At 64.4% G+C, this 24117-nt stretch carries 25 protein-coding genes; 8 read left to right on the top strand and 17 right to left on the bottom strand.

The genetic code is table 11. The annotated features are described in order from the left end of the window. Window positions 1–49: 49 nt before the first annotated feature. Genes purM through FJ967_RS09175 form a run of 3 tightly spaced genes read left to right on the top strand, consistent with a single transcriptional unit; the run spans window position 50 to window position 2376 of the window. Entirely contained in the window at window positions 50–1144 is a 1095-nt protein-coding gene (gene purM / locus FJ967_RS09165; protein ID WP_140731382.1) for a phosphoribosylformylglycinamidine cyclo-ligase, read from the top strand. Continuing rightward, window positions 1141–1854 carry a phosphoribosylglycinamide formyltransferase gene (gene purN, locus FJ967_RS09170; RefSeq protein ID WP_140731383.1) on the top strand — a complete coding sequence of 238 codons (714 nt, stop codon included), beginning with the start codon at window positions 1141–1143 and terminating at the stop codon, window positions 1852–1854. Before purM ends, purN begins: the two co-directional genes overlap by 4 nt. Before the next feature lie 12 nt (window positions 1855–1866). Then, window positions 1867–2376, top strand: coding sequence for a histidine phosphatase family protein (locus tag FJ967_RS09175; RefSeq protein WP_140731384.1), 510 nt, complete (start codon window positions 1867–1869; stop codon window positions 2374–2376). 55 nt (window positions 2377–2431) lie between these two features. Here FJ967_RS09175 and FJ967_RS09180 read toward each other — a convergent pair whose 3' ends face one another. The 4 genes from FJ967_RS09180 to FJ967_RS09195 all read right to left on the bottom strand — a co-directional run bounded on the left by FJ967_RS09180 (window position 2432) and on the right by FJ967_RS09195 (window position 4040). Continuing rightward, window positions 2432–2674: a DUF680 domain-containing protein gene (locus FJ967_RS09180; RefSeq protein WP_140731385.1), complete on the bottom strand. Its 243-nt coding sequence runs from the start codon at window positions 2672–2674 to the stop codon at window positions 2432–2434. A gap of 211 nt (window positions 2675–2885) precedes the next feature. Beyond that, a complete protein-coding gene (locus tag FJ967_RS09185; protein WP_140731386.1) occupies window positions 2886–3116 on the bottom strand; it encodes a DUF680 domain-containing protein in 231 nt (76 codons plus the stop codon). A gap of 439 nt (window positions 3117–3555) precedes the next feature. Next, window positions 3556–3783 (bottom strand): DUF680 domain-containing protein, encoded by a 228-nt coding sequence (locus FJ967_RS09190; RefSeq protein WP_140731387.1) that lies wholly within the window; start codon window positions 3781–3783, stop codon window positions 3556–3558. Between the two features lie 56 nt (window positions 3784–3839). Continuing rightward, complete coding sequence (locus tag FJ967_RS09195) at window positions 3840–4040, bottom strand: DUF680 domain-containing protein (protein ID WP_140731388.1); 201 nt, start codon at window positions 4038–4040, stop codon at window positions 3840–3842. A gap of 483 nt (window positions 4041–4523) precedes the next feature. On the opposite strand from FJ967_RS09195, the gene FJ967_RS09200 reads away from it, so the two are divergent. Further along, on the top strand, window positions 4524–5201 hold the full coding sequence (locus tag FJ967_RS09200) for a response regulator (RefSeq protein WP_140731389.1): 678 nt from the start codon (window positions 4524–4526) through the stop codon (window positions 5199–5201). After that, window positions 5198–6550 (top strand): sensor histidine kinase, encoded by a 1353-nt coding sequence (locus FJ967_RS09205; RefSeq protein WP_140731390.1) that lies wholly within the window; start codon window positions 5198–5200, stop codon window positions 6548–6550. The genes FJ967_RS09200 and FJ967_RS09205 overlap by 4 nt, the downstream gene beginning before the upstream one ends. Window positions 6551–6597: 47 nt before the next feature. On the opposite strand, the gene FJ967_RS09210 is transcribed toward FJ967_RS09205, so the two are convergent. The 6 genes from FJ967_RS09210 to FJ967_RS33315 all read right to left on the bottom strand — a co-directional run bounded on the left by FJ967_RS09210 (window position 6598) and on the right by FJ967_RS33315 (window position 12815). Beyond that, window positions 6598–7476 (bottom strand): ABC transporter permease, encoded by an 879-nt coding sequence (locus FJ967_RS09210; RefSeq protein ID WP_140731391.1) that lies wholly within the window; start codon window positions 7474–7476, stop codon window positions 6598–6600. 13 nt (window positions 7477–7489) lie between these two features. Then, a complete protein-coding gene (locus FJ967_RS09215) occupies window positions 7490–8344 on the bottom strand; it encodes an ABC transporter ATP-binding protein (RefSeq protein WP_140731392.1) in 855 nt (284 codons plus the stop codon). Window positions 8345–8505: 161 nt separating this feature from the next. Next, window positions 8506–9519, bottom strand: a complete 1014-nt coding sequence (locus FJ967_RS09220) for an ABC transporter substrate-binding protein (protein ID WP_140731393.1) — start codon at window positions 9517–9519, stop codon at window positions 8506–8508. 176 nt (window positions 9520–9695) lie between these two features. Continuing rightward, on the bottom strand, window positions 9696–10472 hold the full coding sequence (gene dapB / locus FJ967_RS09225) for a 4-hydroxy-tetrahydrodipicolinate reductase (protein WP_181175723.1): 777 nt from the start codon (window positions 10470–10472) through the stop codon (window positions 9696–9698). 5 nt (window positions 10473–10477) lie between these two features. After that, window positions 10478–12571 carry an ATP-dependent helicase gene (locus FJ967_RS09230; RefSeq protein WP_140731395.1) on the bottom strand — a complete coding sequence of 698 codons (2094 nt, stop codon included), beginning with the start codon at window positions 12569–12571 and terminating at the stop codon, window positions 10478–10480. Window positions 12572–12641: 70 nt separating this feature from the next. Then, on the bottom strand, window positions 12642–12815 hold the full coding sequence (locus tag FJ967_RS33315) for a hypothetical protein (RefSeq protein WP_181175724.1): 174 nt from the start codon (window positions 12813–12815) through the stop codon (window positions 12642–12644). A gap of 110 nt (window positions 12816–12925) precedes the next feature. Between FJ967_RS33315 and FJ967_RS33940 the strand changes: the two genes are divergently transcribed. Further along, window positions 12926–13060: a hypothetical protein gene (locus FJ967_RS33940; RefSeq protein ID WP_281405674.1), complete on the top strand. Its 135-nt coding sequence runs from the start codon at window positions 12926–12928 to the stop codon at window positions 13058–13060. 34 nt (window positions 13061–13094) lie between these two features. Here FJ967_RS33940 and FJ967_RS09235 read toward each other — a convergent pair whose 3' ends face one another. From FJ967_RS09235 to FJ967_RS09250, 4 genes are all read right to left on the bottom strand, one after another. Then, window positions 13095–13265 (bottom strand): hypothetical protein, encoded by a 171-nt coding sequence (locus FJ967_RS09235; protein ID WP_246675228.1) that lies wholly within the window; start codon window positions 13263–13265, stop codon window positions 13095–13097. 308 nt (window positions 13266–13573) lie between these two features. After that, a complete protein-coding gene (locus tag FJ967_RS09240; protein ID WP_140731397.1) occupies window positions 13574–14734 on the bottom strand; it encodes a M20 aminoacylase family protein in 1161 nt (386 codons plus the stop codon). After that, window positions 14727–15974: a Zn-dependent hydrolase gene (locus FJ967_RS09245; RefSeq protein WP_140731486.1), complete on the bottom strand. Its 1248-nt coding sequence runs from the start codon at window positions 15972–15974 to the stop codon at window positions 14727–14729. Before FJ967_RS09245 ends, FJ967_RS09240 begins: the two co-directional genes overlap by 8 nt. A 14-nt stretch (window positions 15975–15988) precedes the next feature. Then, window positions 15989–17197 carry a diaminopropionate ammonia-lyase gene (locus FJ967_RS09250; protein WP_140731398.1) on the bottom strand — a complete coding sequence of 403 codons (1209 nt, stop codon included), beginning with the start codon at window positions 17195–17197 and terminating at the stop codon, window positions 15989–15991. A gap of 106 nt (window positions 17198–17303) precedes the next feature. Here FJ967_RS09250 and FJ967_RS09255 point away from each other — a divergent pair, with 106 nt between their 5' ends. Together FJ967_RS09255 and FJ967_RS09260 are read left to right on the top strand one after the other, a co-directional pair. Then, entirely contained in the window at window positions 17304–17783 is a 480-nt protein-coding gene (locus FJ967_RS09255) for an Lrp/AsnC family transcriptional regulator (RefSeq protein WP_140731399.1), read from the top strand. Between the two features lie 59 nt (window positions 17784–17842). Then, on the top strand, window positions 17843–18985 hold the full coding sequence (locus tag FJ967_RS09260; RefSeq protein WP_140731400.1) for an NAD(P)/FAD-dependent oxidoreductase: 1143 nt from the start codon (window positions 17843–17845) through the stop codon (window positions 18983–18985). A 15-nt stretch (window positions 18986–19000) separates the two neighbouring features. Here the strand turns inward: FJ967_RS09260 and FJ967_RS09265 are convergent, their stop codons facing one another. The 3 genes from FJ967_RS09265 to FJ967_RS09275 all read right to left on the bottom strand — a co-directional run bounded on the left by FJ967_RS09265 (window position 19001) and on the right by FJ967_RS09275 (window position 23989). After that, window positions 19001–19810 carry an agmatinase family protein gene (locus tag FJ967_RS09265; RefSeq protein ID WP_140731401.1) on the bottom strand — a complete coding sequence of 270 codons (810 nt, stop codon included), beginning with the start codon at window positions 19808–19810 and terminating at the stop codon, window positions 19001–19003. 103 nt (window positions 19811–19913) lie between these two features. Then, window positions 19914–22034, bottom strand: coding sequence for a molybdopterin oxidoreductase family protein (locus tag FJ967_RS09270; protein ID WP_140731402.1), 2121 nt, complete (start codon window positions 22032–22034; stop codon window positions 19914–19916). A gap of 77 nt (window positions 22035–22111) precedes the next feature. Beyond that, window positions 22112–23989, bottom strand: a complete 1878-nt coding sequence (locus FJ967_RS09275) for an ABC-F family ATP-binding cassette domain-containing protein (RefSeq protein ID WP_140731403.1) — start codon at window positions 23987–23989, stop codon at window positions 22112–22114. Between the last annotated feature and the right edge of the window lie 128 nt (window positions 23990–24117).

The raw sequence follows: 24117 nt of genomic DNA on the forward strand, positions 1-24117 counted from the left end.
GACCGAAACCGTTCATGCGAAGAGCCCGCAAACGAGCAGGAAAGTTGCGATGAGCAAGCGCGAAACTGGCCAGGACAAAACGGGCAAGCGCAGGAACGGGCTCACCTATGCCGAGGCCGGCGTCGACATCGATGCCGGCAACCTCATGGTCGAGAAAATCAAGCCGCTGGTGCGCGCCACGCGCCGGCCGGGCGCCGATAGCGAGATCGGCGGTTTCGGCGGCCTGTTCGACCTCAAGGCTGCCGGCTTCACCGATCCGGTGCTGGTTGCCGCCAATGACGGCGTCGGCACCAAGCTCAAGATCGCCATCGACGCCGGCAAGCATGACACGATCGGCATCGATCTGGTCGCCATGTGCGTCAACGATATCGTCGTGCAGGGCGCCGAGCCGCTGTTCTTCCTCGATTATTTCGCCACCGGCAAGCTCGATCCGGACCAGGGCGCCGCGATCGTCGGCGGCATTGCGCAGGGCTGCCGGCAGGCCGGCTGCGCACTGATCGGCGGCGAGACCGCCGAGATGCCCGGCATGTATCACGGCAAGGACTACGACCTTGCAGGCTTTGCCGTGGGTGCCGCCGAACGCGGCCAGTTGCTGCCCACCGACGACATCGTCGAAGGCGACGTGCTGCTCGGCCTTGCCTCCTCGGGCCTGCATTCGAACGGCTTCTCGCTGGTGCGCCGCGTCGTTGCCGCGAGCGGCCTGGCGTGGAGCGATCCAGCCCCCTTCAACGACGAGGCGACGCTGGCCGAAGCACTGCTCGAGCCGACGCGGATCTATGTGAAGGCGATCCTGAAGGCGATCCGCAACACGCATGGCATCAAGGCGCTGGCGCACATCACCGGCGGCGGTTTCCCGGAAAACATTCCGCGCGTCCTGCCCAAGGATTTCTCGGCCGAGCTCGATCTCGAAGCCATTGACGTACCGCCCGTGTTCTCCTGGCTGGCCAAGACCGGGGGCGTGGCGCCGGAGGAGATGATGCGCACCTTCAATTGCGGCATCGGCATGATCCTGGCTGTCGCTTCGGGTCAGGCCGCCCAGGTCGCGGCCGTGTTGCAGGAAGCCGGCGAAACGGTGACGCCGATCGGCCGCATCGTGCCGCGCCGCGACGCCGGCGTCATCTATCGGGGCTCGATCGGCCTATGAGCACGCAGAGGAAACGCACGGTCGTCCTGATCTCGGGACGCGGCTCCAACATGACCGCGCTGATCGCGGCCGCCAGCGATCCGGCTTTTCCGGCCGAGATCGTCGGCGTCATCTCCGACAAGGCCGACGCCGCAGGCCTCGGCATTGCCAGGGCACGCGGCATCGCCACCCAGGTCATTTCCCGCGCCGACCATGGCAGCAAGCAGGCGCATGACGCGGCAATCGACGCGGCCCTGGCGGCCTTCAATGCCGACATCGTGGCGCTGGCCGGCTATATGCGCATCCTGACATCAGGCTTCGTCCAGAAGTGGCAGGGCCGCATGATCAACATCCACCCTGCCCTGCTGCCGGCGTTCAAGGGGCTGGACACCCATGCGCGCGCTCTGGCCGCCGGCATCCGTATCCATGGCTGCACGGTGCATTTCGTCACACCGGAGATGGATGACGGCCCTGTTATCGCCCAGGCGGCGGTGCCGGTGATGGTCGGCGACAATGCCGATACGCTGGCTGCGCGCGTGCTGAAAACCGAGCATCGGCTCTATCCATTGGCGCTGGGTCTGGTCGCAGAAGGCAAAGCGCGGATGGAGGCGGGCCGCACCGTGCTAGCCCACTTCGCCGACGATGCCGACAACAGCACCTCGGTGGTGATGGCGCCCGACCCGCTGCGCGAGGAAGCCGATCTGGAGCATCTGGCGCGAATAACACCTTGAGCGAGAATGGCGATGAAACAGCTGCTCCTGCTTCGCCACGCCAAATCGAGCTGGGATGATCCTGAGCTCGATGATTTCGACCGGCCACTCGCCGGACGCGGATTGAAGTCGGCACGACTGATGGGCCGCGAGCTTGCCGCGCGAGACTGGTTGCCGGACCTGGCATTGGTGTCGCCGGCGCTGCGCACCAGCGATACCTGGCGACTGGTGGCCGCGGAACTGCCGGTGCACCCACGGGTCGCGTTTGCCGAAGCGCTCTACGATGCCTCGGCGACGGACATTCTGCGCCGGATTCAGAAAGCCGACCCGTCGGCCGGCTGTCTGGTGGTGCTCGGCCACAATCCAGGGCTTGAGGATCTGGCAAAACAGCTCGCCGGACCGGGATCGGAACCGAAGGCACTCAAAAGGCTCGAGGAAAAGTTTCCGACCGCGGCTCTGGCGCGCTTCGTCTTCGAGGACGATTGGTCCGCCCTGTCCCGCGCCCGGCTGACACATTGCCTGCGGCCAAAGGATTTGAGCTAGAATACTTTGAGCAAGAATACGGGCACGGCAGGTTTTGCCTGCCATGCCCGTGACATCAATTGCCCCAGATGCCCTGGCCAGGTTCCGGCCAGTCGTTGGTGTTGGTCTTGATCTTGGTGTCGGCTGCCTTGTGACCGTTCATATCGGTGTTCTTGACGGCGCCGGTGACGGCGTGATCCACGCCGGCGACCGAGGCAACGGGCTGGTTGGCGCCGTCGGAGCCAAAGTGGTCGCTGCCGGCGAATGCGGTTCCGCTTGCGATGAGAATAGCGGCGCTGGCGAGGGCAAGTCTGTTCATTTCAATCTCCTGTTTCATCCGTTAGGCGGCGTCTTGGGAGGACGGTTCCGCTGAGGACAAGACCAGAAGCGGCCCGGTTTTATTCCCTGGCCGTGAAATGTTTTTTGCCGACTGCGAGACTGGCTTCGTCGGCGGACGCTGCCTGAAGCGCCCAAAAAACAAGAACGGCGGGCCAGGCCCGCCGCTCTTTGCTGTCAGAAGTTCGAAGGCCTTATTGGCCCCAGATGCCTTGGCCATATTCATCCGGAGCGACGTTCAACGTCGACTTCGCGACGCGCTCGACCGGCCTGCGGATCGAGGCCGTACGGCCATGGTCGATGTTGCCCGCGGGCGCGGTGACGACCGATTGATTGTCGGTGGCCGAGTGATAGTTGTCGCTGCCGGCGAAGGCGCTGCCCGTGGCAATAAGAACGGCGGCGGCGGTAAGTGCGATCCTGGTCATTTCCTTTACTCCAGTATTCCCTTGTTCTGTCCGTCTAGTGGCGTGCCCTTGGGAGGAATTTCGCGTCGCTCGGACAAGCTGAAAATTGGAGTTTCGTTTGCCGACTTCCAATCACGAAGATGTTCGTTCACAATCCGAATCCGGGCCCTTGAAATTCCGCCGGACTCGCCCCGCATCTCAATTTATGTATATTATATCAGACACTTATAGGAAAACCTGAACGCCTTCACGCCGCATTTCCGACAGTAATTTTCATCGACCTCTACACGGCCCATCAACATTAATTGAACCGACTGGTTCGATTTTATACGTCGAGCCGCAAGCGGCCGCTGGGCTCGGCAGCCTTGCCGGCGGTCCGCGGGCGCCGCTCAAGCCACAAAAAAACAAGAGCGGCGGGCCGGGCCCACCGCTCTTTGTAGTCACACTATTCTTGAGAGGCTTAGCGGCCCCAGACGCCCTGGCCCGACTGAGCCGGAACGTTGGCATTGGCATCAGCCTGCGCCTTGTCGGTCTTCACGATCGAACCGGTGCGGAAGGTGTCGACGTTGGAGGTCGACTGGCTGGCAACCGGCTGGTTGGCGGTGGCCGAGTTGTAGTTGTCGCTACCGGCAAAAGCGGTACCCGTGGCAACGAGGATGGCGGCAGCGGTGAGTGCGATCTTGGTCATTTCAATTACTCCTGGTTCAAGATTGGATTTGGGATTGGATTGGTCGACAGTCGCGATTAGCGGCCGAAGAGATTGCGGTCAGCGCCCTGCGGAGCCTGGACCGACGCAGCCGTCGACTTCGAGATCGAAGCCGTGACCGAATGGTCGACAGTGGCGGCAGGCTGGTTGGCGGTCGCCGAACCGTAATTGTCGCTGCCGGCAAAAGCAGTGCCCGTGGCAACGAGGATGGCGGCTGCGGTAAGAGCGATCTTGGTCATTTTATTTACTCCAGAATTTCCTTGTTCTGTCCGTCTAGTGGCGTGCCCTTGGGAGGATTTCGCGTCGCTCGGACCACCCCAAGATGGGTAGGGCGTTTTGGGATTTCCAGTCGATGTGGTCCTGCAGCATTTTATCATATTATAGACAATGCATATTGCGCCGCACCATTTTCAATCGGATTTTCTCAGTATTTTCAGCATGATAGTATTTGCCGCCGAGCCGAAAGCGGAGGCAGATGGGAGGTCATTGTTCACCATTTGAGATACAATCCGTCAACCAGAACCGAACCGTTCGGTTCGATTTATGTCCAGAAACTGGACGATTCCAGCCGTGAAAACCGGTACCGGCCCGCCATCAAGCGGCATTTGCCTTGCGTCGAGATCGATACTATCGATCATTCATCGCCGATTGCCGGATTGAGATCGTCGATCGAGCCCAGAGATGTTCGCTGAGACCGAAAATATGCCGGGACCGCGATAGACATGCGATTGCTGCTTGTTGAGGACAATCGTGAACTGGCGGACTGGCTGGGCAAGACCTTGCGCCAGGCGAACTATGTCGTCGACATCGTCCATGATGGCGAGGATGTCGAGCATGCGCTTGCGGCGGGCGATCACGCGCTTGTCATTCTTGATCTGGCGCTGCCGCGCATGGGCGGGCTGGAAGTGCTGCGCATGCTGCGTGCCCGGGGCAACCGGGTGCCGGTGATCGTGCTGACCGCCAATGCCAGCCTCGATGGCAGGGTCAAGGGCCTCAACGAAGGCGCCGACGACTATCTGGCCAAGCCCTTTCAGATCGAAGAGCTCGAAGCACGCATCCGTGTGCAACTGCGCCGCGTCAACGACCGGACGGCACCGGTCGTCGCCTGCGGCGACCTCGTCTTCGACACCAATACAAGGCTGTTCTCGCTCGGCGGCGAGACGCTGGCCTTGACGCCGCGCGAACATGCCGTGCTCGAGCAGTTGATGATCAAGGCGGGACGCACGGTGAGCAAGGCCGCATTGTCGGCGGCGATCTATGATTTCGAGACCGACGCCGATCCCAGCGCCATCGAGATCTATGTGCACCGTGTGCGCAAGAAGCTCGAAGGGTCGCGGGTTCAGATCACCACCTTGCGTGGCCTCGGCTATCTCCTGCGCCACGATGATTTGGCGCCATGAGAACCCGCAGCCTGCGCCTGCAATTGCTGGCCTGGGTCGTTCTGCCCCTCGCCGGGCTTGCCACCATCAATCTGTGGACCAGCCAGCGCAACGCCTTGGCGACCGCCGATCTGGTCACCGACCGCATGCTGGTCGGTTCGGCGCGCGCCATCTCCGAACAAGTCGCCATGGCCGATGGCGTACTCGATGCCACGATACCGCCGGCAGCGATCGAGATGTTCGACACAGGCGACCGCGACAGCGTCTACTACCGTGTCGAGACCGCGGGCGGACGCCTGCTGACCGGCTATCCCGACCTGCCCGTCGCTCCGGCGCACAAGAGCGTCGAGGCGACCTATCGCGATCACCCGTTGCGGCTTGCGACGCTCAGCCATGCGGTGGTCGGCGCCGGGGCGGATTCGCCTGTTATGGTCACAGTTGGGGTCACGCTTGCCGGGCATGACGCCATGGTGAAGCGGCTGTGGTTCAGCGCTTTCGTCCAGCAGCTGGCGCTGGTGGCGATCGCCGGCGTGTTCGTGCTGCTTGGCCTGCGGCGCGGCCTGGCGCCACTGATCAGCCTGCGGGACGCGGTGCGATCGCCAAGCCGCAACGATCTCGATCCGGTCGACGTGCCGGGCGCGCAGAACGAGATCCGCCCCCTGATCGATGCACTCAACGCCTATATGGACCGCGTGCGCGCGCAGATGGGCGCGCAGCGCCGTTTCATCGCCAATGCCGCGCACCAGTTGCGCACGCCGCTGGCGCTGCTGTCGACGCAGGCAAGCTATGCGCTGCGCGAAACCGCCGCCGACGCACGCCAGGAGGCGCTGGTGGCGCTGCAGGCCAGTTCCGGCAAGCTGGCGCGGCTGGCCGAACAATTGCTGACCCTGTCACGGGCCGAGCCGGGCAGCCGGCGGCCACGCGCCGATCGCATCGACCTGACGCAAGCCGCGCGTCATGTGCTGGAAACGCAGGCGCCCGCGGCGATCGCCCGCAGGATCGATCTCGGCCTTGAGGAAGCAGGGCCGGTTGCCGTTATCGGCGACGGTACCATGCTGCGTGAAATGATCGTCAACCTCGTCGACAATGCGCTGCGCTACTCGACATCAGGCGGCAGTGTCACGGTCAGACTGGCGACCATCGATAGCCAGGCGGTGCTGACCGTCGCCGATGACGGGCCTGGCATCCCGGCCGGAGAGCGGGACCACGTGTTCGAGCGCTTTTACCGCATCGCCGGTTCGACGGAGGAAGGCAGTGGCCTGGGGCTCGCCATCGTGCGCGAGGTCGTCGAAAACGCCGGCGGCCGCGTCACCCTTGGGGATGGAGCGGCCGGCGGTCTGGTGGTCGAGGTCAGGCTGCCGCTCGCCTGACCCGAGCCCGCGCCAGGCGCGAGGCTCGCATTGTCGTCAGGGTAAGATCAGGCACCCTGCTCGTTGAACGGCGCCGGGCGCCACTTCACCACATAGTTCTCGAAGCGGGTGATGATGAACTCAACCACCAGCGCCATGACAGCCAGGATGATCATGGCGGCAAAGACGCCGTTGGCGTTGAAGGCGCCCTGCGCGGTCGAGATCAAGAGGCCCATGCCTTGCTTGGCGCCGAGGAATTCGCCGACCACGGCGCCGACCAGGGCAAAGCCGAAGCTGACATGCAGGCTCGCCAGGATCCAGCTCATAGCCGACGGGATGATGACGGTGCGGGTGATCTGGAAGGGCGAGGCGCCGAGGATCTGGGCGTTGGCGATCATCGCCCTGTCGGCCTCGCGAACCCCTTGAAAGGCGTTGGCGAAAACGACGAAGAACACCATCACCACGGCGAGCGCCACCTTGGACGCCATGCCGAGGCCGAGCGCGATGATAAACACCGAGCCCAGCACGACGCGCGGCACGGAATTGGCGATCTTGATGTAGATCGAGAAGACGTCCGCCAGCAGCCGGTTGCGGCCGAGGATGATGCCGGCGGCGATGCCGCCCAACGCCCCGATGACGAAGCCGAGGAAGGTTTCCTCGAGCGTCACATAGATCTGCAGCCAGAGCGGCCCTTGCGAGGTGCCCTCGGTGATCCACGACCAGATCTGCTCGAATATGCCCGAGGGGCTGGCGAAGAAGAACGGGTCGATGATGTTGTAGTCGGCGCCGAGTTCCCACAGGCCAAGGAAGATGACCAGGATCGCGAGCCGCAGTCCGATCACCAGGGCATGGCGCCGGCGCAGCCGTGCCCTCGCCCGGGCCTCGGCGATGGCAATCGAGGTTTCGCGCGTGGCGGCCTTGTCGGCGGCAGGAGAGATGGCTGTCATGTCGTTTCTCCTCTCAATGGCCGGTTTGCAAGCCACGGCTCTGGCCGAGCTGCACTTCCTCGCGCAAGTCGTTCCAGATCACCTTGGCGATCTCGATGAATTTCGGGTCGTAGCGAATGTCGGCCATGACACGCGGACGCGGCAGGTCGATGCGGTAGACGCTCTTGACGGTGCCCGGCCCGGCGGTCAGCACATAGACCTTGTCGGCCAGCGCCACCGCTTCTTCCAGGTCGTGGGTGACGAAGACGACGGAGGATTTCAGCTCCGACCACAGCCCGAGCAACTCGTCCTGCATGGCGGTGCGCGTCTGCATGTCGAGCGCGCTGAACGGCTCGTCCATCAGCAGGATCTTTGGCTGGTTGATGAAGGTCTGCGCCAGTGCGACACGCTTGCGCATGCCGCCCGAAAGCTGGTGCGGATAGTGTTTTTCGAAGCGGGCGAGGCCGACGCGGGCGATCCAGTCGCGCGCCTTGTCATAGGCCTCAGCCTTCGGCGTGCCGCGATAGAGCGGACCGGCGGCGACATTGTCGATGACGCTGCGCCAGGGGAAAAGCGCGTCGACCTGGAAGACGAAGCCGATGTCGCGGCTGATGTCGGTGACCGGGTTGCCCATGACGCGGACATTGCCCGTGGTGGGCCGCAGCAGCCCGGTGACGAGGTTGAGCGTCGTCGACTTGCCGCAGCCGGTCGGCCCGACAACGCAGGCGAATTCGCCGCGCGCCACGGTCATGGTGAAGTCGCGGATCGCCGTCATCATATGGCCGTCGGGCGTGACGAAGCGCAGCGTCACGTCGTCGATGGCAATGGCGGCATCGGCCGGCGGCGCGGCTGGAGACAGCTTCTGCGCCGCCATGGTTTGCAATTGCATGGCACACTCCTGTGGCGATGATGCGGGGATACCGGCGGTCGAGCCATGGGCTCGCCGTTCATCGGCATCCGGGAAGACGCCGCTGCCGAATTGATTCAGGCAGCCGGCGCAAGCTGTTGTTTTTTCAACAGGCGCGGAGACGTCCGCGCCTGCCGGGCGGCTTACTTGGCCGCGTCGACGAATTCCGTCGTGAAGGTCTTCGACAAGTCGATCTGCTTGCCCTGCAGGCTCTTGGAGAAGGTCGACAGAACTTTCAGTACTGTCTCCGGGCCATCGGCCGGCATGCGCCCGTCGGGCGTGAACATCGCCTTGCCGCCAGCGAGCCCCTGGATATAGAGGTCCTTGTTGCCGGCGTAATAGTCCTTCGGCATCTTGTCGGCGATCTCCTCTGCCGAATGGCTGGCGATGAACTTCATCGTCTTGACGAAGGCGTTGGCGAGCTTCTGTGCTTCGTCCTTGTGGCCCTCGACCCAGGAAGACTGGACGTAGAAGGATGCCGCCGGATAGTCACCGCCGAGGGCCTCCTTGGTCTTTTCGGGTGTGCGCATGTCGACCAGCACACTGGCTTCGCCAGTCTTCAGCAACTGCGCGATGGTCGGCTCGGTGGTCATGCCCGCCTGGATCTGGTCCTGCTTGACGGCGGCGATGAAGGTGTTGCCGGCGCCGACCGGCAGCAGCGTATAATCGCCAGGCTTGAGGCCGTTGCGCACCGCAAGATACTGGGTCAGGAAATCGGTCGAGGAACCAAGACCCGTGACGCCGAGCGTCGCACCCTTGAAGTCGGCCGGCGACTTGATCTCCGGGTGCTTGGCCGAGACTAGCTCGACCTCGCCAGGGGCCTGGCTGAACTGGACAATCGACTGGATGTATTTGCCCTTCGACTGCAGGTCGACGGTGTGGTCGTAGAAGCCGACGACGCCCTGCACGGCGCCTGCCAGCAATTCGTTCTCGGCCTCGACGCCGGCACGTGAATTGACCAGTTCGACGTCGAGCCCCTCATCCTTGAAGTAGCCCAGCTGCTGGGTCAGCACGGCCGGCAGATAAATCTGCTTTTCCATGCCGCCGACGATGATGGTGATCTTGTCGGCGGCCGAGGCCGCGGTCGCGCCCGTGGCGGCGATGGCAAGCGTCAGCACCGCCGAACGCACGATGCACTTCGAGATGAAACCGGTCACGTAATTTCCTCCACCTGGGCGGCGCGCCATCCGGACTGCGCCGCATTTCCTCCTGCCGGCCGCTCCCGCACCGGTCACGTGGCGAACGCCACAAAACCGTCATGGCATGGCCAAGCTTTCAGCTGGCTTTCAGCCGTTTTAGCGGCTGTTGAAATGGAATTCCGCGAAATTGCCGATCAGGCCGCGCCGAAACCAAGCACATCGCGCATGTCATATTCGCCGGGAGCGCGGCCCGCCACCCAGAGCGCGGCGGCTATGGCGCCTCGCGCAAACATGATGCGGTCGCCGGCCGCATGCGACACGGTGACGGTCTCGCCTTCGGCGCAGAAGGAGACGCTGTGCTCGCCGACGATGCCGCCGCCGCGTATCACGGCGAAGCCGATCTCGCCCGGCGGCCGCGCGCCGGTGACGCCGTCGCGGACCCGTCTTGCAACCCTGTCCAGATCGACACCGCGCCCGCCGGCAACGGCGTGCCCGAGCATCAGCGCCGTGCCCGATGGCGCGTCGATCTTGTGGCGATGGTGGCCCTCGAAAATCTCGGCATCCCAGTCATCGGAGGCGAGTGCCTTCGCCGCTTGCCCGACCAGCCCGACCAGCATGTTGAGCCCGAGCGAGAAGCTGCCGGAGCGCACGATGGCAACGGCCTTGGCGGCGGCGGCGATAGCAGCGAGCTGGCCCGCGTCGAAACCGGTCGAACCTATCACCAGGGCAGGCCCACCGCGTTGTGCACAGATGCCAGCGAGCTCGGCGGAGGCCGCCGGCGTGGTGAAGTCGATGACCACATCGGCGGCGGCAAGCGCCTCATCGCGGCTCACCAGCCCATCGCCGGCGCTGCCTTGGCGGTGAAAGCGGGCTGCAAGCGCCAGACGCGCATCTGCCCGCACCGCATCCACCATCTGGCATCCCATGCGGCCCAGTGCGCCTGATATGGCAATCCTGATCGGCGGCCTCACCCTCGCTATTTCCACATGCCGCGCATGCGCGCGCCGATATCGACGCGCACCTCAGGCCGGGCTGCCCTGCCCTGCGCCGCTTGCGCGGCCGGCCACGAAAGCTGCTGGAACGCGGCAAGGATGGAGGCCGGAATGAAACGGCTGCGCGAGGCATAGAGATGACGGTCGCCGCGCGCCGCCTGGCCGTGCGGAAAGAAGCGCTGCGGCATGACCAGGTTGAGGCTGTCCTTGGCTCGCGTCATCGCCACATAGAGCAGCCGGCGCTCCTCCTCGATATCCTCCTTGGTGCCGACGCCGAGATCGGCCGGAATGCAGCCGTCGACCGTGTTGAGCACGAAGACGTTCTTCCATTCCTGGCCCTTGGCCGAGTGGATGGTTGACAGGATCAGATAGTCCTCGTCGCGGTGCGGCGGTCCGGCCTGGTCGCTGGTCGCGTCCGGCGGATCGAGCGTCAGTTCAGTCAGGAAGCGTTCGCGCGAGGCGTAGCTCGATCCGATCTGCTCGAGTTGCAGGAGATCCGCGCGGCGCGTGATCGAATCCTCGTGAACGCGCTCCAGATGCGGTTCGTACCATAGCCTGATCTGTTCGAGGTCGGCCGGCCATTTGGCGCCGGCCCGCAAGCCGGAATAGAGCGAGACGAAGCCAGGCCAATCGTCGGCGGCGCGCTGCGGTGGGCGCCAGCCGGCGAGGCCCATCGCCTCGTCCAGCGCCGTCGTCATGGTTTCGACGATCTGTGCGGCGGCGGACGGACCGATGCCGGGAAGAAGCTGCAGCACCCGAAACCCGGCGACACGGTCGCGCGGATTTTCGGCGAAGCGCAGCACCGCCAGCACGTCCTTGACATGGGCGGCGTCGAGGAATTTCAGACCGCCGAATTTGACGAAAGGAATGTTACGCCGCGTGAGTTCGATCTCCAGCGGACCGCTGTGGTGCGAGGCGCGAAACAGCACCGCCTGCGACTTCAGCGCGGTGCCGGCCTCACGCTCGGCAAGGATGGCGTCGCAGACGAAATTCGCCTGCTCGACTTCGTCGCGCACGGTCACGAGCCTCGGCTTGTCGGAGGATTTGCGTTCCGACCACAGATTCTTGGTGAAGCGCTCCGATGCCTGGCCGATAACCGCATTGGCGGCGGCGAGAATAGTCTCGGTCGAACGATAGTTGCGCTCCAACATCACCACGTCGGCGGTTTGCGCGAACTGTGTGGGGAAGTCGAGGATGTTGCGCACTTCGGCGGCACGAAACGAGTAGATCGACTGCGCGTCGTCACCGACGACCGTCAGCCCGGCGCCGTCGGGTTTGAGCGCCATCAGGATCGATGCCTGCAGCCGGTTGGTGTCCTGATATTCATCGACCAGCACATGGTCGAAACGCCCGCCCAGATGCGCCGCGATTTCGGGCTCGGCCGCCATCTGCGCCCAGTAGAGCAGCAGATCGTCGTAATCGAGCACGTTCTGCGCCTGCTTGGCTTCGACGTAACCGGCAAACAGCTGCTTGAGCTGCTCGGCCCAGCCGGCGCACCAGGGAAAGGCCGAACCCAGCACCTCACCGAGCGGCGCCTGCGCGTTGACGGCGCGCGAATAGATGGCAAGGCAGGTGCCCTTGGTTGGAAAGCGCGCTTCCGTCCTGGAAAAACCGAGTTCATGGCGCACGAGGTTCATCAGATCGGCGGAATCCTCGCGGTCGTGGATGGTGAAGGCCGGATCGAGGCCGATCTCCAGCGCATAATCGCGCAACAGCCGCGCACCGATGCCGTGAAAGGTGCCGGCCCAGGTCAGCGCATCGGTGATCACGGCGGCGTCTCGGCCAAGCACCTCCCCGGCGATACGCTCGACGCGCCGTGCCATCTCGGACGCGGCGCGGCGTGAAAAGGTCATCAGCAGGATGCGGCGCGGGTCGGCGCCCTTGACGATCAGATGAGCGACGCGGTGCGCCAGCGTGTTGGTCTTGCCGGAACCGGCGCCGGCAATGACCAGCAACGGGCCTGCGACCTTGCCGTCGCCATGCTCTACGGCCAGACGCTGGGCGTCGTTCAGCCGGGCGAGATAAGCCGGCTGGGCGGCCGGTTCCAAGAAGGTCGAATCATGGGCGGCGAGGTTCATCGCCCATCAAGCATCGTTTCCGCTTTGTTCGCAACAGTGAAGCGCCTCCCCATCCGCCGGAGCGGAAGGGTCAGCGTTTGGGATCGACACCCATCGCCCTCGACTGCCGGCGTAACGCTTCACGGTCGTTCGCGGGTGCGGGCAACAGGAGCGGATCGACGCTGTCTGGCACCTCGTCGATCATCCTGCGGGCGAGACGGTAAGTGACGAAGGCAAACGTGCCAACCAGCAGCAGACGGATCATTGCGGCGGTCCTCCTTTGCTGGACCAACCGGAGGCAGGACATTTTGTTCCCTGCGCGCGTGGGGCAACCAAAACGGCGCCGTCCCGTTTTGAAATGAAGGAGGTTAGGCGATGAAAAAGCTAGGACTGATTCTCGCGTTACTGACCCTGGCAATCTCGGCCTGCGACAACAAGCTGCCACCAACAAAGGCGACTGCGGCGGATCGAGATGTCACTGTCGTGAATACGGGTATCGCCGGCGAGTGAACGATGTCTTCTTCGACGAAGCGCGGGGGCGTCCTCAGCGCATCGCCGCGATGCATTCCTCGAGGCGCTCGAGGCGGAATTTCGCATTGCGCAGTTCGTGCCCTGCCTCATGGCGCCGTTGCCGGTTCTGGGCAGAGGCCGCCGTCAGGTTTCGTTCGAGTTCGGCGATGCGCGCGCGGACCTGCCGCGCTTCGTCCTGACGCAACGCCTTTATCCAGCTCCGCCCGCGCATCTGTGATCCTGCACCACCCCGATCCCCAGCCGAGATCATGCCAGCAAGACCCTAACTTCCGGCAAGTGCGAATATTCTAAATTTAATGAAAGCTAATTTAGTCCCAAGGAAGAAGGCCGGCGCCGCTTGGGAGGTAATCTGATAGCGCCGGCCAGGCGGATATCAGGTCCGCCGCATGACGGAGGCTAGCTGAGTCTTGCCGTTGCGTCATGCGGGATCGCGGTTTTCGGCCTCTCCCCAGCGTTTTCCACCGGCAAAATGCCGCCGGACGCTTCAGGGTTTCAAGGCGCAAGACGCTGCCTTGCGATGGCGACATGGAAATCGACGCCGGACAACAGGCCCTCATCGTTGAAGTCATAGCCTGGATTGTGCAGCGGTGCCGAAGCCTCGCCATTGCCGAGGAAGACGAAGCAGCCGGGCACGTGGTCGAGAAAGCGGGCAAAGTCCTCCGACGCCGTCATCGGCTCGCGGGCGACCGCCACCTTGCCGGGATCGAAGATTTTCCCGGCGGCGGCGAAGGCCGCGTCGACCAGTTCCGCGTCATTGCGCAACGGCACGAACTCCCTGCTGTAGCCGACCTCGGCGGCGACGTTGTGGGTGGCGGCGGTGCCTTCAGCGATGATGCGCATCTGGCGCTCGATCTCGGCGCTGACCTCGGGGCGGAAGCTGCGCGCATCGCCGAGGATGCGGGCAAGGCCTGGCAGGGCGTTGCGGGTGCCGTCGGTGATCAATTCGGTCACCGAAACCACGGCGATGTCGGCCGGACTGAGCCTGCGCGAAACGATGGTTTGAAGGTTGGTGACAAGGGCGCAGGCGGCGACCAGCGTTTCGTTTCCCGCATGCGGTCGGGCCGCGTGGCCGCCGACTCCCCTCAGCACGATCTCGAAATTGTCCTCGGCCGACATGATCGGACCGGCGCGGGTTTCGAAATGCCCGACGGGAAGTCCGGGCATGTTGTGCAGGCCGAATATCTCGTCGAAGGGAAAGCGTTGCATCAATCCGTCGTCGAGCATCGCCAACGCGCCCTTTCCCCATTCCTCCGCCGGCTGGAAGATGAAGCGCACCGTGCCGTCGAAGCCGCCCTCGCCGGCCAGCAGCCTTGCCGCGCCGAGCAGCATCGCCGTGTGGCCGTCATGGCCGCAGGCATGCATGATGCCGGGATTGCCGGAGCGGTACGGCACGGTCGATTGCTCCGTGATGCGCAGCGCATCCATATCTGCCCTGAGCGCGATGGCACGGTTGCCGCGGCCGCGCTTCAAAGTGCCGACGACGCCGGTGCCGCCGACATTCTCGGCGACATCATCCAGGCCGAATTCGCGCAATTTGGCGGCAACGAAGGCTGCGGTGCGCTTCTCCTCGAAGCCGAATTCGGGATGCGCGTGCAGATCGCGCCGCCATGCGGTCATCTCGCGCCTCAGCGCGTCACGGTCGATTTCAGGCATTTCCTGGCTTCTCCTGATCCGCGAGGCGGGCGACGACATCAAGCAGGACGTTGGCGCCGGCGACAAGCTCGCTGTCCTCGGTATGTTCGCGCGGATTGTGGCTTATGCCGCCAGCGCTCGGCACGAAGATCATCGCCGCGGGTGCGAGGCGCGCCATCATCTGCGCATCATGACCGGCGCCCGACGTCATGCGCTTCGACACAAGGCCGCGATTCCTCGCGGCGGCCTCGATCAACTCGACGATGCCGCCGTCGAAGATCACCGGCTCGAAGCGGGCCAGCCGCTCGACCGAGATCGTGACGCCATTGGCAGCCGCGAGTTCTTCGAGAAATGCCGCGAGTGCCGCTTCCTCAGCCTGGAGGCGATGCTCGAAAGGGTCGCGCAGGTCGACGGTGAAGACGGCCCGCGAGGGGATGACATTGATGGCGTTCGGCTCGAAGCGCATCGTGCCGACGGTTGCAACGGTTGGCGTGTTCGAAGCTTTTGCGCGGTCGTGCAGGAAGGTGACGACACGCGCGGCGGCATGACCGGCGTCATTGCGCATCGACATCGGCGTGGTGCCGGCATGATTGGCCACGCCGTCGATGGTGATGCGCTGCCAGGAGATGCCTTGCAGGTTTTCCACGGCGCCGACCGGCACGCCCTCGCGCTCCAGCACCGGACCCTGCTCGATATGCAGTTCGAGATAGACATGCGGCTTGAGGAAGCCCGGTTCCTTGTCGCCGGCATAACCGATGCGGTCCAGTTCCTCTCCGAGCACGCTGCCGTCGGTGCCGACCGCCGCCAGCGCATCGTCGATACCGACGCCGCCGGCATGAACCAGGGAGCCCATCATGTCGGGCGAATAGCGAACCCCTTCCTCATTGGTGAAGGCGGCGACGGCGAGCGGACGCGACGGGACAAGGCCTGACGCCTTGAGCGTCTCTATCACCTCCAGCCCGGCGAGCACGCCGTAACAGCCGTCATAGATGCCGGCATCGATGACGGTGTCGATATGCGAGCCGATGAGGAGCGGCGCACGGCCGGCATTCTCCGGCATCCGCCAGGTGCCGAAGATGTTGCCCATGCGGTCGATGGCGATTTCGAGCCCGGCCTCGCGCAGCCAGGAGACGAAACGGTCGCGCCCCAACCTGTCCGCGTCAGAGGCGGCCAGCCGCACCAGCCTGCCCTCGCCGTCGCGACCTATGCCGCCGAGCTCGCGAATGCGGCCAAGCAGCCTTTGTGCGTCGATCGAAGTCATTGCTTTGGTCGAGGTCATTGCGTCGCTCCGGAAAGCACCTTGCCGGCAAGCACATCGGCCTCACTCATGCCGACGAGTTCGGCATAGCGGCGGGGATCGGTCGCGCCTTCGGTGTTGATGACCAGCACGCGCGAGGCGCCATCGAGACCGAGTTCGGCCTTATGGTCGGCCATCGCACGGACCAGCCCGGCAAGGCCGACGCCACCGCTTTCACCGGCGACGATGGCCGGATCGTTGCCGACCGGCCGTGCCAGCCGCCGCATCACGGCGACAGCGTCGTCCTCGTCGACGGTCATGAAGCCATCGGCGACGCGCGCCAGCACGCGCCAGGCCACCGGCGACGCCTCGTAGCATTCGAGCATCGCCATGACAGTGGCCTCGCCATGCGCGATCTTGACCGGACTTCCAGCTTTGGCGGCGCCAAAAACGCAGGCGGCGCGGGCAGGTTCGACCACCGTGAAGACAGGTCTGGCCGCGCCGAGCACGATGGTGAGATGGCCGGCGACCGCCGCCGCGATGCCGCCGACTCCGGCCTGCACGAAGACATGGGTCGGGGGCTCGGAGAGCTGGCGCAGCGCCTCGCGCACGATCGCCGTGTAGCCCTGCATGACGAGGCCCGGAATGCGTTCGTAGCCCGGCCATGACGTATCGGAAACCACCGTCCAGCCCTTCTCAGCGGCGATGCGCGCCGCCTGCCTGACCGAATCGTCGTAATTGCCGTCGACGCGGATCATCTCGGCCCCATAGCGGGCGATGGCCGCGACACGCTCCTCGCTGACGCCGGCATGGACAAAGATCGCCGCCCTGGCACCGACCAGTTCGGCGCCTTGCGCGACGGAGCGGCCATGATTGCCATCGGTGGCGCAAGCAACCGTCATGGTCGCGGCAACCGAGCGGACTTCGGGCCGGTCGAGATCGCCGACATCGACGGGACGACCGAGCCGCTTGCCGGCCTCCTCCAGCACGAGGCGGAAGACCGCGTAGGCGCCGCCCAGCGCCTTGAAGCTGCCAAGGCCGAGGCGAAAGCCCTCGTCCTTGACATGCAGGGCGCCGAGGCCGAGTTCGGCCGCCAGCGCCGGCAACTCGCGCAATGGCGTCGCCACATGATTGTCACGGCGGGCCAGGAAACGCTCGACCGTGTCCGCCCCCGCGATGCCGAGGGTTTCGACATCGGCCGCGTCCAGCGGCTGGCGATACAAGGCATTGCGGTTGGGCAGGAACATTGCCGGTCTCTCCTTGGGTGGGTCCAAGAGAAGATATTGCAGGACCGGCGCAAAAGGCGCTGTAATTCGGCTCTCGAAATGCAAGTTTATTTCGTCAGGACTGCCCATGCCTAAGACGCCTGCCCCGCTCGACAGCTTCGATCTCGCCGTCCTCGCTATCCTGCAGCGGGACAACACGACGCCGCAACGGCTGATCGGCGAGGCGGTGAACCTGTCGGCACCGGCGGTGCAGCGCCGCATCAAGCGCATGGAGCAGGCCGGAATCATCGCCGGCAATGTCGCCATCGTGGAGCCGGCGGCCGTCGGCCAGCCCATCACCATCTTCGTCGAGGTGGAGCTCGAGAGCGAACGCACCGAACTGATCGATGCGGCCAAGCGGCAATTCCTGGCGGAGCCGCAAGTGCAGCAATGTTACTATGTCACCGGCGAGGCCGATTTTATCCTTGTCATCACCGTGGCCGACATGGGTGCCTACGAGGCGCTGACGCGAAAACTGTTCTTCGGCAGCAACAATGTGCGGAAGTTCCGCACCTTCGTCGCCATGGACCGGGTCAAGGTCGGATTGACCGTGCCATTGCCTGGATGACCGTGGCGCCCCCGCCGGGTTTCTGACATTGTGCGCCGGCAATGGGGACGGAGGCGCGGTTGCGGGACAGCACCACGGTTGCCATCATCGGTGCCGGGCCGGCAGGCCTGGCGGCAGCGGCCTGCCTGCGGCAAGCGGGGCTGGATTTCGTCATGCTCGAAAAAGCGCAGCAGGCCGCGCCGGCCTGGCGCCGCCACTATGACCGCGTGCACCTGCACACGACCAAACGCTACTCTTCGCTGCCCTTCGTCCCCTTCCCCAGGGATTATCCGCGCTACGTGCCGCGCCATCTCGTGGTCGAATATCTCGAAGCCTACGCAAAACGCTTCGACCTCGCGCCCCGCCTCGGAGAAACGGTGCGCGCGATCACCCGCGATGGCCGCGGCTGGCGGGTGGAAGCGACGTCCGGCGCATTGCACGCTTCGCATGTGGTCATCGCGTCCGGCTATAATGCCGAGCCCTTGCTGTCGAAATTCGCCGGCATCGACACCTTCAAGGGCAAGACGCTGCACAGCGCGGACTATCGCAACGCCAAGCCGTTTGCCGGCCAATCGGTGCTGGTCGTCGGCATGGGCAACACCGGCGCCGAGATTGCGCTCGATCTGGCCGAAGGCGGCGCCCGGCCGACGATCTCGGTGCGCGGCGGCGTTCACATCGTGCCGCGTGAATTGTTCGGCGTGCCGATCCAGATGGTCGGCATGGCGACGCGCATGGGGCCGCAGCGCATCAATGACGCGCTGTTCCCTCTCATCCTCTACCTGGTCGTGGGCAGGCTGGAAAAATTCGGGCTCAGACGGCCTAAGCAGGGATTGCTGCAGCAGATCGCCCTGGCATCGCGCATTCCGGTGATTGATGTCGGCACCATCGGCAAGATTCGCGAGGGCGCGATCAAGGTCGCGCCCGATATCGCCGAGATTTCGCAAGGCGGCGTCCGTTTTACCGACGGCAGGCACGACTACTTCGACGCCATCGTCTTCGCCACCGGCTACCGGCCAGGCTACGCCAAATTCCTCGAGCCCGGCATTGAGCCAGGCCCGAGCGGCGTCAACGCCCGCGCTTCGGACCTCGGCCTCTATCTGGTCGGCTTCCACAATGCCGTCACCGGGCTGCTGCGCGAAATCGGCATCGAGGCCCAGGCGGTCGCTAACGACATCCGTCAGCGGCAAAACAGGAAAAAGGCAGCTGAAACCCTGCCGGTGTAAAGCTGTGCCACGCGCTCAGTCGAGCGCGGGCGACATCCTGAGCATCACGCCGGCGATCTCCTTGGTCAGCTTGGCGGCGACAAGCGCCGTCATGTTGGAGAGGTCCTGGCTCGGATTGTATTCAACGATATCAGCGGCAACGACCGGCTGGTTGACGCTTTGAATCAGGTTGATGACTTGCCGTGTCGACAGGCCGCCGGGCTCGCGATGCGAGACACCTGGCGCAAAGGCTGGATCGAGCCCGTCGAGATCCATCGAGATATAGACCGGCGTCTTGAGATCGAGCCGCAGGCTGTCGCTGAAACGCGGGGCCTCCACCACCTCGACGCCAAAGCGCCTGAACTGGTCGCGATGATGACCGTTCACGGTGCGCAGGCCGATCTGGATCAGCCGGTCGGCGAGCCGTTCCTCCATGATGCGCGCGAAGGGCGAGGTGTGGGAACGCGGATTGTCGTCATAGGCGTGATAGATGTCGGGGTGGGCATCGATATGCACGATCGTCAGGCTCGGGTGGCGCCGGCGCACTGCGCGCAGCACCGGCCAGGAGATGGCATGGTCGCCGCCCAGGCTGATCAGCGGATGGCCCGCATCGAGGGCGCGGCCGACTTCGCTTTCGATGAGGTGCCAGGGATCGCCCGGTTGGGTGAAGTCGATGTCGCCATGATCGACGAAGCGGTCGCTCAGGTCGAAACCGGTCTCGCTCCATGACGAGTAGGCATCGCTGACGAGCTCACGCCTGATCAGCGGCGGCGCCTTGGCAGCCCCCTGGAGGTAGGACGAATTCTCGTCATGCGGTATTCCCAGAAGCGAAATCGCGCCTGCCATCGACACTTCCCCTTGCGACGGACAAGTGCCTCTATAGAGACGGGAGCTGGCATGAGCGACCGCTCGTGCTTGGGCCAGACGTCGAATGGGGGCGTCGCCGGCGTCAGCTACTCAGATCTTGCGCCCGTCGCAGCCACACCTTGTTGTCGTGGAAGGCCGCGCCGCCGTAAGGCGCCGGCGCGTCGGCTCCGGTCAGCACGTTGATGCCCTCGCCGCGTTCGTGCGCGCTGTTGGGCCAGATGCCTTCGGCTATCACCACGCCGCGCTTGATGCCGCCAAACAATCTGGCGTGCAGCACCACTTCGCCGCGCATGTTGCCGATTTCGACACGGTCGCCGTCGCCGAGTTCGAGAGCCGCCGCATCGTCGGGATGCAGCAGAAGTTCAGGGCGGCCCTCCTTGGCCTTCGACACCGGTGTCTCGGAAAAGGTCGAGTTGAGGAAGTTGCGCGCCGGCGAGGTCGTCAACCGGAACGGATGTGCCTCATCGGCCACCTCGATCAGATCGACATGGTCGGGAAATTCCGGCAGCAGCGCAACAGGGCCGAACAGGCCCATGCTCTTCGGCGGCCGGTTGGGAGCCGCCTGTCCGGTCCAGTCGGCGCGGAAGCGGAACTTGCCGTCCGCATGGCCAAAGCCCCTGATGAAGTGCGCGGTCTCGAAATCCGGCTGCAGGTCGACCCACTTGTCTTCCTTCAAGGAACCGAAGCTGCCCAGCCCGCGCTTGCCCAGGATGATGTCGATATGCTGCTGTTCGGTGAGGCCGAAGCCGGGCCGGTCGGAGACGCCCAGGCGCTTGCCGAGTTCCTCGATGACGAAATGATTGGTAAGCGGCCCTTCCGGCGGCTCGATCAGCTTGGGACCGAGCGTGATGTGCTGGTTGCCGCCGCCCTTGTAGATGTCGTCATGCTCGACGAACATCGTCGCCGGCAGCACGACGTCGGCAAGCTTGGCCGTATCGGTCATGAACTGCTCGTGTACGCAGGTGAACAGGTCGTCGCGCATGAAGCCCTGCTTCACCAGACGCTGTTCAGGCGCCACATTCACCGGATTGGTGTTCTGGATCAGCATCGCCGTCACCGGCGGACCGCCATAGAGTGCATCGCCGGCGCCGGTCAGCACCGGACCGATGCGCGAATGGTCGAGATAGCGGATCGAGGGATCGCGCATCCTCGAGCCCTCCAGCACATCCTGGTTGAGCTTGAAGATACCGGAATTGGAATGGAAGGCGCCGCCGCCCTCATATTGCCAGGCGCCGGTGACCGCCGCGATGCAAGACGCGGCATGCATGTTGACGGCGCCGTTGCGCTGGCGGGCAAAACCATAGCCGAGCCGGAAATAGGTTTTTTTGGTGGTGCCTACCAATCTTGCGAACGCTTCAATCTCAGCCACTGAAAGCCCGGTAATCCCGGCCGCCCATTCCGGCGTGCGGGTGACGAGATGCGCTTCGAGACCCCTGGGGTCGTCGGTGTATTTTTCGAGATAGGCGCGGTCGGCCATCCCTTCCCGAAACAGCACATGCATGACCGCGCAGGCCAGTGCGCCGTCGGTGCCCGGCTTCAGCACCAGGCCGATGTCGGCCTGCTTCATGGTGGCGTTTTCATAGACGTCGATGACGACGATCTTCGCGCCGCGTTCCTTGCGCGCCTTGATGGCGTGGGTCATGACGTTGACCTGGGTGACCACGGCATTGGTGCCCCAGATCACCACGCAGTCGGCTTTACCCATCTCGCGCGGGTCGGGTCCGCGCAAGGCGCCGGCCCCCATCATCCAGCCGGTCCAGGCGAGATTGGTACAGATCGAACCGAAGAAGCCCGAGTACTTCTTGGCATGGCGCAACCGCTCGATGCCGTCGCGCTGCACCAGCCCCATCGTGCCGGCATAGTAGTAGGGCCAGACCGTCTCCGAGCCGTATTTCTCCTCGGCGGCGATGAATTTTTCGGCGACGAGATCAAGTGCCGTCTCCCAGTTCGCCTCCTGCCAGACGCCTTCGCCCTTGGCGCCTTTGCGCACCAGCGGCCTCAGCAGGCGATCGGGATGATGGACGCGGTCGGCATAGCGCGCGACCTTGGCGCAGACGACGCCCGACGTATAGCTGTTGGCCTTGGCGCCGTGGACGCGACCGATCCGATTGCCGTCGAGCAATTCGACTTCGAGCGCGCAGGTCGACGGGCAGTCATGCGGACAGGCCGAATGGCCGATCCGGAGCTTGGTGTGCTGGTTCATGGGGGGTATTTAGCGGGTTTTGCGAGTGGCGTGTAGGGCCAGACAATGGGCTGATCTCCCCCGGGAAGATCGGCCAATCATTCCGCCGTGCCTTCCTCATACTCCGCCGACATGGCAAGCCACTTGTCCTCGTGGCCGGCGAGCGTCTGGCTAAGCTGCGACCGTTCCTTGGCCAGCCTGGTCGCGGTCGAAGGATCCTTTTCATAGATCGCCGGGTTGGCGAGTTCGTCCTCGATGCCGTCGATGCGCTTGCGGATGCGGTCCATCAGCGCTTCGGTGGCGCGGATTTCCTTGGCCAGGGGCTCGAAGGCAGCGCGGCGCTGCGCGGCCTCGCGGCGACGGTCCGCCTTCGATGCCTTGTCCGCCTCGCGCCGCTCGCGGCGGTCGCCGGACACGCCGGTGACCAGCGTCTTGTAGTCTTCCAGGTCACCGTCATAGGGGTTGACCGCGCCGTCCTTGACCAGCCACAGCCGGTCGGCCGTTGCCTCCAGCAGATGCCGGTCGTGCGAGATCAGGATCACGGCGCCGGGAAATTCGTTCAGCGCGTGGATGAGGGATTCACGGCTGTCGATATCGAGATGGTTGGTCGGCTCGTCGAGGATGAACAGGTTCGGCCCCTCGAAGGCAGACAGGCCCATCAACAGCCGCGCCTTCTCGCCACCTGAGAGGTCCTTGGCGGCGGTGTTCATCTTCTCGGTAGCGAGGCCGAACTGGGCGACGCGGCCGCGTACCTTGGATTCCGGGGCCTCCGGCATCAGCTGCCGGACATGCTCGTAGGCATTTTCCTCCGGGCGCAGATCGTCGAGCTGATGCTGGGCGAAGATCGCCACCTTGAGCCCAGGGGCGACGGTCATCGTGCCGGTCTCCTGCTTGAGACGGCCCGACAGCAGCTTGGCGAAGGTCGACTTGCCATTGCCGTTGGCGCCGAGCAGCGCGATGCGATCGTCGGCATCGATGCGCAGCGTCATCTTCTTCAGGATCGGCGAACCCTCGGTATAGCCGACATTGACGTTGTTGAGCGCGATGATCGGCGAGGCCACGGTCTTCACCGGTTCCGGGAACGAGAACGGCCGCACCGAGTCGTTCACGATGGCCGCGATCGGCTTCATCTTTTCCAGCGCCTTGATGCGCGACTGCGCCTGTCTTGCCTTGGAGGCCTTGGCGCGGAAACGCTCGACGAAGGACTCCATGTGCTTGCGGGCAGCCTCTTGCTTGACGCGGCCTTTTTCCTGCAATTCCTTCTGCTCGGTGTATTGCCGCTCGAACTGGTCGTAGCCGCCGCGCCAGAAGGTCAGCTTCTTCTGGTCGAGATGGACGATCGAGTTGACGGCGCGGTTGAGCAGGTCGCGGTCGTGCGAGATCAGCAGAACCGTGTGCGGATATTTCGAGACGTAGTTCTCGAGCCACAGCGTGCCTTCGAGATCGAGATAGTTGGTCGGTTCGTCGAGCAGCAGGAGGTCGGGCTCGGAAAACAGCACCGCGGCCAGCGCCACGCGCATGCGCCAGCCGCCGGAGAAAGACGAGGCCGGACGGCGCTGCGCGGCTTCGTCGAAGCCGAGACCGGCCAGGATGGTGGCGGCGCGAGACTCGGCCGAATGCGCGTCGATGTCGGCCAGCCGCATATGGATGTCGGCGATGCGGTGCGGATCGGTGGCGGTCTTTTCTTCTTCCAGCAGCGCGCTGCGCTCCAGGTCGGCCTTGAGCACGATTTCGATCAACGGCTCCTCGGTGCCGGGCGCTTCCTGCGCCACCTGGCCGATGCGCGTGTTCCTCGGCAGGCTGATCGATCCCGTCTCGGAGGGAAAATCGCCTGTTATGGCCTTGAACAGCGTCGTCTTGCCGGTGCCGTTGCGGCCGACGAGGCCGGCCTTGGTGCCGGCCGGCAAGGTCAGCGAGGCATGGTCGAGAAGCAGGCGCCCCGCCATGCGGAGTGAAAGGTCGTTGATTACAAGCATGGCGGCGCTTTTGCACCGGACATCGACGCTTCGCAAGACCTTGCGGGCCAACTGGCCGCACAAGGCCTCAAAACGACGCGCATGGCGCCGTCTTCAAAGAGGCCAGTCAGTGGCCTGTCGTACAGGCC

Origin of the sequence: Mesorhizobium sp. B2-3-4, from assembly GCF_006442315.1 — a bacterium.
Lineage (GTDB): Bacteria > Pseudomonadota > Alphaproteobacteria > Rhizobiales > Rhizobiaceae > Mesorhizobium.

Bases quoted from the DNA above. Each gene is read 5' to 3' on its own strand.
- purM (WP_140731382.1), top strand. From the start codon at position 50: ATGAGCAAGCGCGAAACTGGCCAGGACAAAACGGGCAAGCGCAGGAAC.
- FJ967_RS09200 (WP_140731389.1), top strand. From the start codon at position 4,524: ATGCGATTGCTGCTTGTTGAGGACAATCGTGAACTGGCGGACTGGCTG.
- FJ967_RS09245 (WP_140731486.1), bottom strand. From the start codon at position 15,974: ATGACTTCGATCGACGCACAAAGGCTGCTTGGCCGCATTCGCGAGCTC.
- FJ967_RS09180 (WP_140731385.1), bottom strand. From the start codon at position 2,674: ATGAACAGACTTGCCCTCGCCAGCGCCGCTATTCTCATCGCAAGCGGA.
- FJ967_RS09205 (WP_140731390.1), top strand. From the start codon at position 5,198: ATGAGAACCCGCAGCCTGCGCCTGCAATTGCTGGCCTGGGTCGTTCTG.
- FJ967_RS09215 (WP_140731392.1), bottom strand. From the start codon at position 8,344: ATGCAATTGCAAACCATGGCGGCGCAGAAGCTGTCTCCAGCCGCGCCG.
- FJ967_RS09240 (WP_140731397.1), bottom strand. From the start codon at position 14,734: ATGCCTGAAATCGACCGTGACGCGCTGAGGCGCGAGATGACCGCATGG.
- FJ967_RS09275 (WP_140731403.1), bottom strand. From the start codon at position 23,989: ATGCTTGTAATCAACGACCTTTCACTCCGCATGGCGGGGCGCCTGCTT.
- FJ967_RS09230 (WP_140731395.1), bottom strand. From the start codon at position 12,571: ATGAACCTCGCCGCCCATGATTCGACCTTCTTGGAACCGGCCGCCCAG.
- FJ967_RS33940 (WP_281405674.1), top strand. From the start codon at position 12,926: ATGAAAAAGCTAGGACTGATTCTCGCGTTACTGACCCTGGCAATCTCG.
- FJ967_RS33315 (WP_181175724.1), bottom strand. From the start codon at position 12,815: ATGATCCGTCTGCTGCTGGTTGGCACGTTTGCCTTCGTCACTTACCGT.
- FJ967_RS09255 (WP_140731399.1), top strand. From the start codon at position 17,304: ATGCCTAAGACGCCTGCCCCGCTCGACAGCTTCGATCTCGCCGTCCTC.
- FJ967_RS09185 (WP_140731386.1), bottom strand. From the start codon at position 3,116: ATGACCAGGATCGCACTTACCGCCGCCGCCGTTCTTATTGCCACGGGC.
- purN (WP_140731383.1), top strand. From the start codon at position 1,141: ATGAGCACGCAGAGGAAACGCACGGTCGTCCTGATCTCGGGACGCGGC.
- FJ967_RS09190 (WP_140731387.1), bottom strand. From the start codon at position 3,783: ATGACCAAGATCGCACTCACCGCTGCCGCCATCCTCGTTGCCACGGGT.
- FJ967_RS09250 (WP_140731398.1), bottom strand. From the start codon at position 17,197: ATGTTCCTGCCCAACCGCAATGCCTTGTATCGCCAGCCGCTGGACGCG.
- FJ967_RS09210 (WP_140731391.1), bottom strand. From the start codon at position 7,476: ATGACAGCCATCTCTCCTGCCGCCGACAAGGCCGCCACGCGCGAAACC.
- FJ967_RS09175 (WP_140731384.1), top strand. From the start codon at position 1,867: ATGAAACAGCTGCTCCTGCTTCGCCACGCCAAATCGAGCTGGGATGAT.
- FJ967_RS09270 (WP_140731402.1), bottom strand. From the start codon at position 22,034: ATGAACCAGCACACCAAGCTCCGGATCGGCCATTCGGCCTGTCCGCAT.
- FJ967_RS09195 (WP_140731388.1), bottom strand. From the start codon at position 4,040: ATGACCAAGATCGCTCTTACCGCAGCCGCCATCCTCGTTGCCACGGGC.
- FJ967_RS09265 (WP_140731401.1), bottom strand. From the start codon at position 19,810: ATGGCAGGCGCGATTTCGCTTCTGGGAATACCGCATGACGAGAATTCG.